The sequence below is a fragment of the Alteromonas lipotrueiana genome, from assembly GCF_019249245.1.
Classification (GTDB): Bacteria; Pseudomonadota; Gammaproteobacteria; order Enterobacterales; family Alteromonadaceae; genus Alteromonas; species Alteromonas lipotrueiana.
In genome coordinates this window covers 13,469-27,565 of the sequence record NZ_JAESDK010000023.1, presented here as the reverse complement: position 1 = coordinate 27,565, position 14,097 = coordinate 13,469, and the positions used below count along the sequence as shown (strand labels likewise).

Here is a 14,097-nt window from a genome sequence, read left to right as displayed (position 1 = left end):
TGTATTTTCAAGATGCGCAGTGCGTATACCACGTGATTTTATCAGTTATAAACCTGATTAATGAGTTTCTTTATCAAGCCGGGTAACAACTGTGCCTCCCGAATTCTGGTGATAGTGGACCGCCCACGGCGTGTGGACGCTAAACAATTAGCTTTCGGGAAGGCGGTATACGAAAAGTCTGAAAGGGGCCAGGCGAAAAGAGTCTCGCTCTTTAATTCACTGACCGTTTATCCCAAAGCCCGGCATTAGCTAAAGGCTTACTTGCGTAAGCTTCCCGGGTCTGGTTATCACGACGCGATTTAAGCTATTCGGCGCACCATCAATCAGCAAGTCCGTCGAAACAAAATTTGCGATAAATACTACCTGCCCGTACTAAACAAGCATTATCAATATAGCTTTGCATCGCAGTCTTTGGCTGTCTGACAGCGTCTTAGGTTTAGCAGAATTGTATTGTTCGCAAGGGTTATCTCGTAACTTGTTCGCAATAGGATATAATCAGGTAAATCAGCAATAACACCAAAGGATATTGTATGGGCGAGAAAACCCGCCAGATACCTGCTTCCAAAACAAATGATGTGCAGGAAAAACCCTTCGATGCAATAGATAAACCGACCTTTTTTGGATCTATTTTTGTATTGTTAGCCGTAACGCTACCGCTAATAATGTTTCCCGACCAGGGGGCCATGTGGGTAGCGGCTGCTAAAGACTTCGTCACCAGCAAGCTAGGTGTGCTTTACCTGCTACTTGGCGTAGGCGCCGGCGGCTTCATGGTTTACATTATTTTTAGTGATATCGGTCAAATCAAGCTTGGCGATGCTGAAGAAAAACCCGAGTTCTCAGTTGTTTCCTGGGCGGCAATGCTATTTTGCGCAGGGATAGGGGCTTCGATTTTGTACTGGTCTATGATTGAGTGGGTGTACTACTATCAGGCACCGCCTTTTCATGTAGAAGGTGAGACACCGGAAGCCGCAATGTGGGCCGCCGCTTATGGCATTTTCCACTGGGGGCCACTGGCATGGGCAATTTACTTAATTCCCGCGGTACCTATTGCCTACTTCTATTATGTTCGTAATCACAGTGTTTTAAAAATTTCTGAAGCTTTGATGCCAGTTATTGGCGAAAGGCTGGCACACGGCTGGCTGGGCAAGGTGATTGATGTTTGCTTTATCTTTGGGATGCTCGGTGGTGGGGCTACTACCCTTGGACTTGCCGCTCCAATGATTAATGAAGGCGTACACGAGTTGTTCGGAGCTCCGAAATCACTCACCACGCAGGTCATTGTGTTGTTAGTTTGTACCGCGTTGTTCGGTTACAGTGCCTACGTAGGACTGAAAAAAGGCATTAAATTACTGTCTGATATAAACTTTTGGCTGTCGATTGGTTTGTTGTTGTTTATTTTCATTGTTGGGCCAACGTTATTTATGGCCAATACCGGTCTGGATGCACTAGGACGGGTCATGAGCAACCTTATCCACATGGCCACCTGGGTAGAGCCTTTCGCAGAATTTGATGGCTTTGAAAATACGCATTTCCCCCAAGACTGGACTATTTTTTACTGGGCCTGGTGGCTGGTGTTTGCACCTAGCGTAGGGCTGTTTATCGCACGAATTTCACGGGGGCGCACTATCCGCGCTATGGTTGCGGGTTCTATGTTCTTCGGCACAATGGGCTGCTTTTTGTTTTTCATGGTAATGGGCAACTATGGCCTGTATCTCCAGCTGTCGGGAGAATTAGATGTAGTGTCCATACTTAATCAACAAAGTCCGACTGCCGCCATTTTTGCGATGCTGCATACATTACCACTGGACTATGTGGTCATCTTTGTATTTACGTTATTGGCTTTGATCTTCACTGCTACAACGTTTGACTCCATTTCCTATATTCTCGCTGCGGTGGTTCAAAAAGAAGTCGATGAAGAGCCGATGCGCTGGAATCGTCTGTTCTGGGCATTCGCATTGTCATTTATGCCAATTGTGTTGATGTTTGTAGGGGGGCTGGAAACTTTGCAAACGGCGTCCATTATCGGCGGGGTACCGCTTCTGGCAGTTGCGCTATTGCTCTGCATATCTATTGTGCGTGCCGCAAACTATGATATGCGTTACCAGCCAGACTATACGGTAAAAGAAATTAATATCGGCGAATTTCCTGAAGATGATCCATGGTCTAAAGAGGGCAGTTGGGAAATACAGGACGAAGAGGTTCCCGAAGCAGGTAAGCCAAGGCAGAGCCCACCGAAAAAGCATGTTGAAGGCGACCCCCACAGTCATCCTTCACGGTTGTGAGGTTGTCATCAATTAGTGCAGAAAAACTGAAAATATAGCTAATGCTATCTGGCAGTAAGCCTTTATAAAAGGTTTACTGCTTTAGCACTACTCGTACAAAGAGGGCGTGAGGTAAAAACCAGGATAGTATAGACGAAAAGTGTTTTACCCTACTGTCACAGATATTTTGTAGGGCTGGTATTTTCTGGTTATATATCTGGTTATATATAGAGTCCGGTGCTTAATTCACTCAAGACACAGAAAAACTAATCGCCGGGCATCGGTAACTTCTGTCGAACCGCGTTTTCAATAAAAAAACTAACGCTTTAGCAATATCAAAAAGAGCCTGAAATAAGCCCCATAAGCTATTGCGAAAGTTTGCCTGAAAAGTTCAGGCTTTCGGTCAATCAGCGTTCTAATTTCTCGCTTTTCGGTTTTTCGATTTCAAAATGAAGTAGCATGACAGCGCAGCTGTGAGCCCCGCAAAGCCGAAAAAAGTTGGAAACATTCCGACTATCAGGTCAATAGTACCGCCTACGAAAAAACCTGCCACCAGTGCATATGACACCAAATGACCATTTTTAATTCCTTTACTGATAATTTTCATTGTTAGCCAGTTATTCTGTTAGTTGAAGTTAACCTGATGACATCATCTTTTAAAGCAAAACAGGGCGGAAGCTTTCCGCCCACCGACTTACCAGGGATAAAGCCCGGCAAGATCATCATTAAAACTACTTCCGAAGATATAGCCTCCGCCAAATGACGCTGCGCCAGCCGCCGCCATTCCTACCCAGCCAATAGGGGTCGCCGCCATAGCTACACCGATTGCGACTAGTCCTATACCAGCACTTGTTTGGCTCCAGTTCGCACCACCGCTAACTTGATCTAAATCGTTTTCCATTAACATTTGCATAGTTGTTCCTTTGACTAAACATTATAGGCAAGCAATGTCCTGCCACTTACATCTGCTTTTACGCTGACTGGGTTAGCATAAACGTCAAATACCAGCAGGTAAGCTGTACTTAAGTCGGTTTCTGGGCATGAAAAACGAAAAAAATTCACGGCCTTATTTTTTAGGGTTCGGAATATTTTTTAAAGGTCAGTGTCAGGTTTTGTGGGTGTCTGTTTCTACTGGTGCGGAATATTTTTTAAAAGTAAGTGTCAGGTTTTGTGGGTATCTGGCTTTACGTAGAGAAAGAGAGAATTAATAGGGGCATTAGCTATTACTTCTGGCCAGGTAGCTATAATAGCGAACCCGACTTTTCTATGTCTTATGATTCATATAAAAAGATATTACTAATATTATCTTAATGGACACCCACCGTGCCCATCTTTAGAAAAAATAGTATACCGCTGTATAAAAGCTTGAAATTGCTTTGTAATTTCATTTTTTGTGTGGGGACAGGTGGTCTGCTGATGCACGTCGGAGCTCTCTACCTACCAAATATTAATATATGGATAGAGCTACTATTCCATACTCTAACAGGGGTTTTATAGCAACGGGTATTTACTGACTATGTATACAGCCGGCACGTAACATAGGCGACTTGGAAAAAAGCTAACCTTCAGACAGCCAAACATCTCGTTTATTGAAATCCTTAATTGAAAGTAAAAAGTGCTATCACAATAGCGAGAGGAGTTCTGAAATTCGCATGCTAGGCTACTGCGCAAACCGGATGTCAAAGGCGTAAATGTTCGTTTGTTTATCTACTACAACAATCGTTGATGACAACTATTATTTTAGTTCAAATTCAACTATGCCTATTACCGGATAAGCTTAGCGCCGCTATTACATAGCGCCCCATGGCGCGGGTGGGGCATCGATAGGTTGGCTCAAATCAAAATCTACCCGAAACTCTCTGCCTTCCCGCACAAGTTGGTAGCTAAACATGTCTGGATAGATAAAAATTTTCCAAATATTATTGATAGATTGAGGTAGTCCTTTTTCTGCAAACATCCATTGGGTGTAACTGTCAGCCGGAAATGACTGTACTTGTGCAAAACCGGATTTATGACTGACACCGCCGTACATAGTGACCGCATCTTCGCTGCCATCCTGGTGACGATGATCGTGTTTCAGGCTCAGACCGCTGCCGGTTCGGGTGATAATCCAGGTTCGCGAATGGTCGTCGCCTACATGAAAGGGAATATGAATTTGGGAGTCGCTGCATTTTCTGACATGCATAATCAGTGCTTTGTTGCTAAATGCGTCTGAGTTCGCGGTATCGGCTACCACTTTTCCTTCAAATGCCTGACCACATAACTGTGTCAAAGCCTGAAAGAAAGCCAGCTGGTTAGGATGAGATTGTAAGGTAGGGGCGGTTTTCGCTGCGTGCGCTGCCTGTAAAACCAAAAAGGCGAAGATCGCCAGAAGTACAGTATATTTCATCGGGTAAACCATTATTCATCAGTAGTGCAGCTAACTATACAAGATAGTGCCTGTCTTATCTGCAATAGTTCTTTGTAATGGTAGAACCTACCCACTGGCGACTGATGCTGGCACATGTAGACCATATAAAGAATAGTGCTTCTGAAGGTTCCTAAAAGTAGATTTGCCCTTAAATAATGCCAGGTGTTTAAAAACTGATTTAGCTGATAACTATCTAAAGGATAAATGTTGGAGTTGTTTTCGGTATTGCTTTGCCTAAGTCATACTTTTATAGTCTGGCGAAATTGATTTTCAAAGTAGTGATACTGTTGAGCCTGTTCAGCAACAAAAGCCCGAGAATTAGCGCCGCATCTGACCCGGTAGGTAATCAGATAACGGGACTGCATAATTTTGTCGGAACATGGCATTTGAACCGAAAAATTCTGCAACCAAATGGGGATGAGTTTGTATTCAAGGGAAAGGCTGATTTCACCTGGCTTGAAAATCGGTTGCTGTACCAGGAAGACGGGATGGTGACGCTACCTAACGGTGCAGAATTACAGGCTGAGCGCACCTACTTTTGGCAAATGGGTAACAACCATCAATTTGATGTTTACTTTGCCGACAATCGCTATTTTCATAGCTTTTCTGGTGCAACGCCGCAGGCTGAACATCTTTGTGGCACCGACCATTATAAAGTGAATTATACCTTTGACCGCTGGCCTTTATGGGAGTCGTCATGGCAGGTAAAAGGACCAAGAAAAGACTACACAATGAGAAACTGGTATCAGCCGGGTTAACGCCCAAAAGCAGCAGTTAGCTTGTATTAATGAAGAGCCTCACAGGCTTCTTTTTTGCTACGACAATGAGACAACCATAACGCTGCCGCGATAATGCCACCTCCAAATGCCAGCCGGGTAAGATCAGTGTCTTTTTGCCAAAGCAGAAGGTTCACCACCAGGCCAGCAGGTATCAGCGCATTATTCATAATGGCCAGCGTGGCTGCCGAAACCTTCAGCGCCCCCTGATTCCAAAAGTAGTAACCCAGGCCCGATGCTACCACTCCCAGCCATACAAGTACGCCCCACTGCATCATGCTGTGGGGAAGCTGTTGGTCATTGCCGAATATGAAAAAAGCCGGTAATGCCACCGTCAGTGCCCCCAGATAGAACCAGCCAAATACGTTGTAATGCGACACTGTAGAGGGAAAGTCGGATATTAATTTTCGATAACCTACCTGACCAAGCGCAAAACAGATATTGGCGCCTTGTACAATAAAGAACCCAGTCCAAAAATCTGAACTTACTTCCTCAAATCGAATGACCATTGCCCCGACCATCGCAATACACGCACAAACAATATGAAAAGGGGTAAAGCGCCGAAACAGAATATCATTCAGTATTGCCACGTAAAGCGGGGTGATAATAGTAAACAGCAAAACTTCGGGTACAGATAGATACAAAAAAGAATGATAAAAAAAGATATACATTACGCCCAGCTGAATTGCTCCTAAAGCAGCAAGCATCAGCTTTTGGACCGAGGTAAGCAGTGATAATTTTAAACATGGCAGAAATACCAAAGAGGCAAGCAGAATACGGGTAAGTACGGCAAAGTAACTATCAACACTGCCAGCCAGGTACTCACCAATTAGTGAAAACGAAAATGCCCATAACATGGTAACCGCGACCAGTTGAATCACGTGCTGCTCCCTTTGTATCAGAAGCGCCGTAACCTATTGCATTTAGGCGGCTGAATCAATAGAAAACAGACCAAAAATGCTAACGTTAAACCGACCGTGGATATGAAGCCAAAGAGATTCCTCAGGTTTAAGCTGCTTAACGTGCTGGTCGGGCAATAACGCCGCGCGGTTTGATTTGACCAAAGGTTTGCTCAGCTAATATTGCAGCGAATATTTTGATAACAATTTCAACATCGGGCCGGTAAATCGCACAGAGCTACTGCTACCTATTAAATGCCTGCAAAAGCGCTTTGCGATTGTTCAGTTGGATATGCGTCCACATAATACCCTTTGTTTTCTGGGCGTTGCCTGCAGATTACACAATTCAAATGATATTGATTTGGACGTTTCTTCATTCTGTAAACTGTGTTTAAGGGTAAGGTCGCAGGGCAGGGGGACGGGATACTTAAACTCATTCGTAATGGTAAATTTATCGTTTGAAAAAGGTGTCGACAGTATCATCACAGACACACAACGGGCCAATACATGCGTTCCGTGTGCGATAGCCTGCTTAAAACCAAATAGCTTAGCACTCCAGGAATAAAGGTGAATGGGATTATAATCACCGCTGATTCGGGCATATCGACGTCCGGCTGTAGCGCAAAAGGAGACCGGTGAACTTTGGGGTTGCGCTATTGTAAACGCCTGCGCTGTTGTATCGCTGCCATTAGCATGTTGGTTAACCGGTACATCAGAAGCCTGGCGGTAAAGATAAGTGCTGGTAATAGTCTGACATGTGCTACCCCCTTGCCTGACATCCATCATAACATCTACTGCGATACCCCAACGGTGCGGGCGAATGGCCCCAAAATAACAGCGAATATGCATCTTATCGGGCGATAAGGGACTAACCTGATTAATGGTATTTTCTATATGAACCAATCCCATTAGCGGGAAGGGCGAATGCTTATGGCTCAGCACATCAATATGCTGTGATAGCCCCAGAAACTGTGCAAAGCAAGGGTGTAATGAATCTTGCTGCCAGTGGTGAACATCATTGAAAGCCTGTATCGATGCCATGACTTGCTGAGCAGAAAAGTGCCGTTCTACGCTGACAGCTGAAAACTCTGAGATTTCTGGTTCTGTACTCCATTGTTCGAGTACGTTTTTGTCGGCTTTCTTTAACGCCGCTTTTATGGCTTGAACAAACTGTTTCACTACGAACTCCTTTCTCACCAGTTTTTTATTCCCGCCGGCTCTGTTTTTTACAGCGAGTATCAGGTTGCGGTTAGTTTTTTTATAATAAAGGCAGGCTAATGCAGCTGATTTACCATGGTTCAACATATTACGATATATCTGTTTAGTTGAAAGATAGGCTTTGGTTTACAAAACTAACCGCCTACGGCTGATATTTACAGGTCGGTCTTTGATTTTTTCTATCGCCAAAGCCGTACTGTAGGCATTACTATAAAAATAATGACTGAATAACCAGGTCTGTTCGCTGGCCACCGATGGCTCGGTAACAATAACTTGCGGGTTGACCGACTCTATATCGTCAAAATAAAACCCGTCTCCGGGTATCGCCATGCCTTTTCCTTCAGCTTTGATAAACGCTTCTTTTAGAGTCCATAGTTTATAGAATTTCATCACATCGGCAAGTTCATCACTCGTATGCTTCAGGGTGTTGAATTCGGTGGGGTGGAAATAAAATTTTGCAAGATCATGCACCTGACGGGTTCTGTCAATGCTTTCAATATCTACCCCACAGGCCCGGCCACTGGTTATTGCAATGAGCACTGTGGTGCCAGAATGTGACAAGTTGAATTGAAGTTTTTCGCTATTAACCGCGAGTGCAGGTTTACCATAGGCGTTAAGGGTGAAAGTAAGATCCCTGGGTGAGGGCATTTTCAACAGAGCATTAAGAAGGCATCTCAACACTGCTCGACTTACTAAAAACTGATGTTGTTTTTCAGCTTTGCGAAACTGCTTAATTCGCAATTTTTCTTCGTCAGACAACAGGCTGAACAAATTATCAATATCGCTTTTTTTATAAATGTCACGGGTATCAATAAGCCATAAATGAACGTCATCAAGGGTGATGTGCGCTACCGGAGCAGATTGAATGAAGTCGGAAAACATACAAAGTTGCAGAAATAGTTTTTATTGTAACATTAGTTTAAACTAGCGCACTTTCAGATAGAAGCGTACATAGTAAGGACAGTATAAACTATGGCTACACAAACAGAATCCGAACTAAAGATGGCTCAGCTTTTGGTTGATGCTCTTAACCTTGAAGACATGGAAGCGGAAGAAATTGATCCAGAAGATCAGTTGTTCGGTGACGGTCTGGGACTTGATTCTATCGATGCGCTTGAAATTTCATTAGCGATATCAAAAGAATACGGCGTACAAATTAAAGCCGAAGACGAAGGTACCCGCGAAGCATTTAAGACCTTAAGAAGCTTAACTGCATTTGTTGAAGAAAATAAATAAGTTCGGGCAGGGTCCCTCTTAATGACATGCAAATAGATATTATTGATTATGAATCCTGTTCGGCTGCCGGAGTAAACCTCAGTGCCTTAAGGACCTCTCTCAGGCAACATCAAAGTGGTCTGATTAAGAATAACCTGCCGGGTTCAGATTTAGATACCTGGATTGGTGTTGTCGGGCAAGTTAGCGCGGTGAATGACCTGGGCGAATGGCAGAGTCGCAATAACAGGCTGGCAGCGCTGGGGTATGAACAGGGAACCATCCGTAGCACGGTCTCCGGTTTAATTAACAAATACGGTGCGGCCCGAATTGGTCTGATTATGGGTTCTAGCACATCTAGTATCGATCGCACTGAAGAAGCGTATACTAAGCTCAACAGTGAAAACGCACTGACAGATGAATTCAGACAGCCATTTGTGCACAACCCCCATGCACCTGCTCTTTTTGCCGCGCATCTTTCGGGTATTAAAGGACCCTCTTTAACCATCAATACCGCATGCTCTTCGTCAGCTAAGGTATTTGCAACCGGGTCACGCTGGCTCGAGACCGGCATTGTTGACGCAGTTTTAGTCGGCGGCGTAGATACATTATGTTTAAGCGTGTTGCATGGTTTTGATTCGTTGCAATTATTGTCGCCAGATCCCTGTAAGCCCTTCGATCAACACCGCAACGGTATTAATCTGGGTGAAGCTTCGGGGTTCGCAGTTTTACAACGAGCTGGCGAGAATGACAACGCTAAGGGAATAAGGCTGACAGGGTATGGCGAAAGTTCAGATGCCTATCACATGTCACACCCTCATCCTGATGGGTTGGGCGCTCGGTTATCTATGACCCAGGCGCTCGATAGAGCAGGGCTGCCACCTTCAGCTATTGATTATGTCAATCTTCACGGTACCTCCAGCCGCGCTAACGATCTTATCGAAGGCAAACTGATCTCCGAGTTATTTCCTGGCTCAGTAAGCTGCTCATCTACCAAAGCATGGATGGGACACACACTGGGCGCTGCCGGTATTACAGAAGCCATTATTGCTATGGATACATTGCAGACTAACGTAATACCCGGGTCCAAAAATCTCGAAATACTCGATGAGGCGCTGAATTTTTCAATCAAAGCTACAGATGAGCCAAAAGTTTGTCAGCATGTGATGACGAATTCGTTCGGCTTTGGTGGCAATAACTGTACACTTTTGTTTAGCAGAACCGGGTAATATGCAGTCAAAAACTTTAAAATGTAAAATAGCAGGCATAGGGGCCTGGGGTAGTTATTTTGAAAGCTGGCAGGCACTGCAAGCATTACTCAATGGTGCTTCGTTACCAGAGACAAAATTAAAAGGTCCGAAGCCTGATATTATTCCTGCAAATGAAAGACGCCGTGCGCCTTTGCCGGTAAAGTTAGCGGTGGCCAGCTCGTGGCAGGCAACTCAGGATGCGGGTGTAGAGGCTGATACGCTGACGTGTGTATTTGCATCGGGTTTGGGTGATACCGACCTGACCGACTACATGTGTAAAACACTGGCTTCAGAACACAAAGCCCTGTCGCCCACAAAATTTCATAACTCTGTTCATAATGCTCCTGCCGGTTACTGGACTATCAGCACTGGCACCATGAAGGCAGCCAATTCAGTGGCCGGTTATGAAAATTTGGTGTCACTGACGTTGCTTGAGGCGATGATTCAGTGTGAAACTGAAAATACACCGATGCTGCTTACCTTTTATGATGCCCCTGTGGCTCAAATATTAACGCCCGTACTGCCAAATCAGGAGACCTTTGCGTTTTCTTTGGTGGTTTTTCCCCACAGCGCTGATGTTGAAGGCCCCCTATTGACCGCTAATGTAGAGCAACAGGAACACACAACCTGGCCTGCACTACAAAGCAAAAGCGATTACTTGCGCCGACTTTATGCAGCCAATCCAGCGGCTAAAATTTTAAGTCTTGCTGAGCTTCTTGAGCAACCCAAGCGCGACATTGTCGTACCTCTAAGCAGTGGAACTGCGCTCACTTTTTCTTGCGAAAAATAAACGATGAATCAGATGAATACGGACATTATTATCGTTGGTGGTGGCCTGGCAGGCATGAGCCTGGCGTTACAGCTGCTTAACCGCGATGCATCTTACGCTATCACCATTATTGAAAAGAACACGTTTCCGGTGCCTGACACCACCGCCAAAGTAGGCGAGTCGACGGTAGAAATTGGCGCCCATTATTTTTCTCACGTGCTGGGGCTGCAATCGCATTTTGAAGAAAAGCATTTGCGTAAATATGGATTGCGCTTGTTTTTTGGTAAGGGCCAGGACGATTTCAGCGGCTATGACGAGCTTGGTGTGAGTGAGCTGTTCGGTATTCCAGCTTACCAGATAGAACGCGGCACCTTAGAAAACCATCTTTACACCTTGTTAAAAGACAGAGGCGTTGTATTTCTTGACGCAGCGGTGCCCGGCAATATATCTCTGGGCGATAAACACCATCGGGTAACCTGTCAACGCGGCGATGAGGAAATTACCATCACCGGACGCTGGCTGGTGGACGCCGCTGGCCGTCAGGCTTTGTTACGCAATAAGCTAGATTTGCAGACAGAAACCGGCCATCAGGGAAATGCCGTTTTTTTTCGCATTAATAAGCGAGTCATCATTGACGAATGGTGTGATAACGAACAGTGGCAAAACCGGGTGTGTGAGCCGGGTAAGCGCTGGTTAAGTACCAATCATCTGATGGGCCCGGGTTACTGGGTGTGGGTGATACCCTTAGCTTCTGGCGCGACCAGCTTTGGTATTGTTATGGATGACAAAGCACTGGCAGACAGTGGCATTACCACGTTTGAAGATACCGTTTCATGGTTGAGCAAAGAGCACCCATTATGCGCAGCAGCCATTGAAGGGGCCGACCTGCTTGATTTTAAAGTCATGAAGGGCTACTCCTACGGTTGTAAAAAGATGTTCTGTGACAGTGGCTGGGCTATGACCGGTGAAGCAGGGGCTTTTTCTGATCCCTTTTATTCGCCTGGTAGTGACTTTATCGCATTGAATAATACCTTTGTAACGCACCTTATTGAGCGCGACAGAAAAGGACAGGACATACGTTTTGAAGCAGCGCTGTTCCACAAATTCTACGATTCGTTCTTCGAAAATACATTGTCGATTTACAAAGATCAGTACGGGGGCTTTGGCGATCGTAAAATGATGTCAGTGAAGCTGGTGTGGGATTACACCTATTACTGGGGTGTGTTTGCATTGCTGTTTTTCACTGACACAATTGGCGATTTGGATACGATGCGTAAAATTACGCCAAACCTTCTGAAAACCCAGAAACTGAATAAAAAAATGCAAACGATGCTACGACAGCGGGCTGAACGGCGTTTAGTGCTGCCGGCAAAAGGCAGCTTTATGGATCAGTTCCTGGTGCCGTGCTTAAGTGAACTTAATGATGTTCTGAAAAATCCGGATATAGACGTTGAGCAGGCGTTGGAAAAGAACATCACTATCATGCAAAAAATTGTCCCCTATTTTGAAGATATGTTGAGCGACGAACCTGTCAACCAAATTGATGAGGAAGAACAGGCGATTCTTGGTGCTTACAGATTAAAAGTGCTGGCGTGATGAAACCAAAACGACAGCGCGGACTAAAAGATTTAATTCCGTTACTTTTAATGCTGCTGTCAGTGGCTTATCCGTTCTTAGTATGGCTGCATATTGACTCGGTTGACCCTCGCTGGTTTGGTGGTGCATTGCTGCTTGTAGCACTGGTAAGAATGGCGGTTGTCGATACTGCACGCAAAACCAGTGACTGGTTAATGACAGCGGTAATCGTGACATTTTGCATTGCAGTAATCTTGCTGGACAGCGAAATATTGTTAAAATGCTACCCGGTAATGATGAGCGCTGGTATGGGGCTTCTGTTTCTTATTTCGCTACGCGATGAGCAAAGTTTAATTGAACGTTTTGCCAGAGCCGGCGGCAAGCATCCGCCTCCACAGGCCAGTAATTACCTCAACAGATTGAGTCTGATATGCGGAATGTTGTTACTACTCAACGCTCTGATTGCTGCCTGGACTGTCTGGTATAGTAGTTTAGCAGTGTGGACCCTGTACAATGGTTTACTTTTCTATGTGTTTGTTGCAGTGTTTTTTGTGATAGAACTGATGTTCCGGCGCCATTATAAAAAGAAGCATAAAATTATTGATGACTGATATAAATGCGCTAAAAGCACTGTTTAAAGAACACGAAGGCCCTGACATTACCGGGTGCAGTCTGGTAGATAATTCTGCTCAGATAACGCTCAGGGTAAATGAAAACTTAGCCTGGTTTGACGGGCATTTTCCGGACCATAAAGTCTTACCCGGTGTGGTGCAAATTGATTGGGCGGCTAAACTGGCAAGAGCCTTGTTCGTCAGTGAAAATCGTTTCCATCAACTGACTAACATAAAATTTAAATCCATGGTGATGCCTGGCATGGCGCTGCAACTGATATTAAGTTATAACGCCGCTAAAGAAAGCGTCACATTTCATTTTTCCAGCGAGTCTGACTCTTTTTCCACGGGCAGCCTGAAGTTTACCGTATCATGAAATATTGTATTATTATTCCTCATTATAAACACGAAGTGCTGTTTGAAGCGTTTCTTCCTGCACTCGCGTCGCTTAACTTACCGTGTATTGTTATTGACGATGGCAGTGGCGAACAAAGTGTGGCTAAGGTTAGCGAACTGCTTGAGCCATATCCCGATTTTCATCTTGTTCAGCATCAAACCAACCGCGGTAAAGGCGCAACGGTTATTACCGGCTGTTATCACGCCAGCGCAATGGGGTTCAGTCATGTCCTGCAGCTAGATGCTGATGGGCAGCACAACATTGAAGATGCTCAAAAATTACTCGATTACAGTCGGTCTCATCCTGAGGCGTTTATCTCGGGTAGGCCTTACTTTGATGAAACTGCACCTTTTGCCAGAAAATACGGGCGTAGGATTAACGATTTTTGGGTGGCAATAGAAACCCTGTCGTTAAAAATCAAAGATGGGTTGTGCGGGTTCCGTGTTTATCCGGTAAAACAAATCGAGCAGGTGTTCGATAATTATTATCTTGGTCCCCGCATGGACTTTGACCCGGAACTACTGGTGAAAGCCGTTTGGGCCGGAATTGACTTACATTTCATTCCGACCAAAGTGGTTTATCACGAAAATACGGTCTCACATTATCATTACCTGAAAGACAACGTAATGCTGTTTCGATTACATGTACGGCTAATGTTTGGCATGCTGGTACGCTTACCTCGATTATTGTTCAGTCGCATTAAACCGCTGTTCAGTTAA

The 14,097-nt window shown here is 44.9% G+C and carries 14 protein-coding genes; 9 read left to right on the top strand and 5 right to left on the bottom strand.

From position 1 onward, the window contains the following. Positions 1–530 precede the first annotated feature (530 nt). Positions 531–2,282, top strand: a complete 1,752-nt coding sequence (locus JK130_RS14350; protein ID WP_246587817.1) for a BCCT family transporter — start codon at positions 531–533, stop codon at positions 2,280–2,282. Positions 2,283–2,955: 673 nt separating this feature from the next. Here JK130_RS14350 and JK130_RS14345 read toward each other — a convergent pair. Both JK130_RS14345 and JK130_RS14340 read right to left on the bottom strand, forming a co-directional pair. After that, positions 2,956–3,174 (bottom strand): hypothetical protein, encoded by a 219-nt coding sequence (locus JK130_RS14345; RefSeq protein ID WP_218355017.1) that lies wholly within the window; start codon positions 3,172–3,174, stop codon positions 2,956–2,958. A gap of 876 nt (positions 3,175–4,050) precedes the next feature. Further along, on the bottom strand, positions 4,051–4,650 hold the full coding sequence (locus JK130_RS14340) for a hypothetical protein (protein ID WP_218355016.1): 600 nt from the start codon (positions 4,648–4,650) through the stop codon (positions 4,051–4,053). 314 nt (positions 4,651–4,964) lie between these two features. Here JK130_RS14340 and JK130_RS14335 point away from each other — a divergent pair, with 314 nt between their 5' ends. Then, positions 4,965–5,429 (top strand): DUF6314 family protein, encoded by a 465-nt coding sequence (locus JK130_RS14335; RefSeq protein WP_220099580.1) that lies wholly within the window; start codon positions 4,965–4,967, stop codon positions 5,427–5,429. 26 nt (positions 5,430–5,455) lie between these two features. On the opposite strand, the gene JK130_RS14330 is transcribed toward JK130_RS14335, so the two are convergent. From JK130_RS14330 to JK130_RS14320, 3 genes are all read right to left on the bottom strand, one after another. Further along, a complete protein-coding gene (locus JK130_RS14330) occupies positions 5,456–6,328 on the bottom strand; it encodes a DMT family transporter (protein ID WP_218355015.1) in 873 nt (290 codons plus the stop codon). A 300-nt stretch (positions 6,329–6,628) separates the two neighbouring features. Then, positions 6,629–7,525, bottom strand: coding sequence for a MaoC/PaaZ C-terminal domain-containing protein (locus JK130_RS16790; protein ID WP_218355014.1), 897 nt, complete (start codon positions 7,523–7,525; stop codon positions 6,629–6,631). Between the two features lie 165 nt (positions 7,526–7,690). Beyond that, a complete protein-coding gene (locus JK130_RS14320; RefSeq protein WP_218355013.1) occupies positions 7,691–8,446 on the bottom strand; it encodes a 4'-phosphopantetheinyl transferase family protein in 756 nt (251 codons plus the stop codon). A 90-nt stretch (positions 8,447–8,536) separates the two neighbouring features. Between JK130_RS14320 and JK130_RS14315 the strand changes: the two genes are divergently transcribed. Genes JK130_RS14315 through JK130_RS14285 form a run of 7 tightly spaced genes read left to right on the top strand, consistent with a single transcriptional unit; the run spans position 8,537 to position 14,097 of the window. Beyond that, complete coding sequence (locus JK130_RS14315; RefSeq protein WP_218355012.1) at positions 8,537–8,800, top strand: phosphopantetheine-binding protein; 264 nt, start codon at positions 8,537–8,539, stop codon at positions 8,798–8,800. Between the two features lie 26 nt (positions 8,801–8,826). Then, on the top strand, positions 8,827–10,005 hold the full coding sequence (locus JK130_RS14310) for a beta-ketoacyl-ACP synthase (protein ID WP_218355011.1): 1,179 nt from the start codon (positions 8,827–8,829) through the stop codon (positions 10,003–10,005). A 1-nt stretch (position 10,006) separates the two neighbouring features. Continuing rightward, positions 10,007–10,816 carry a beta-ketoacyl synthase chain length factor gene (locus JK130_RS14305; protein ID WP_218355010.1) on the top strand — a complete coding sequence of 270 codons (810 nt, stop codon included), beginning with the start codon at positions 10,007–10,009 and terminating at the stop codon, positions 10,814–10,816. Between the two features lie 12 nt (positions 10,817–10,828). Next, complete coding sequence (locus tag JK130_RS14300; RefSeq protein WP_218355009.1) at positions 10,829–12,391, top strand: NAD(P)/FAD-dependent oxidoreductase; 1,563 nt, start codon at positions 10,829–10,831, stop codon at positions 12,389–12,391. Next, a complete protein-coding gene (locus JK130_RS14295; RefSeq protein WP_218355008.1) occupies positions 12,391–12,981 on the top strand; it encodes a COG4648 family protein in 591 nt (196 codons plus the stop codon). The genes JK130_RS14300 and JK130_RS14295 overlap by 1 nt, the downstream gene beginning before the upstream one ends. Beyond that, a complete protein-coding gene (locus JK130_RS14290; protein ID WP_218355007.1) occupies positions 12,974–13,357 on the top strand; it encodes an ApeI family dehydratase in 384 nt (127 codons plus the stop codon). The genes JK130_RS14295 and JK130_RS14290 overlap by 8 nt, the downstream gene beginning before the upstream one ends. Next, positions 13,354–14,097 carry a glycosyltransferase family 2 protein gene (locus JK130_RS14285; RefSeq protein WP_218355006.1) on the top strand — a complete coding sequence of 248 codons (744 nt, stop codon included), beginning with the start codon at positions 13,354–13,356 and terminating at the stop codon, positions 14,095–14,097. The genes JK130_RS14290 and JK130_RS14285 overlap by 4 nt, the downstream gene beginning before the upstream one ends.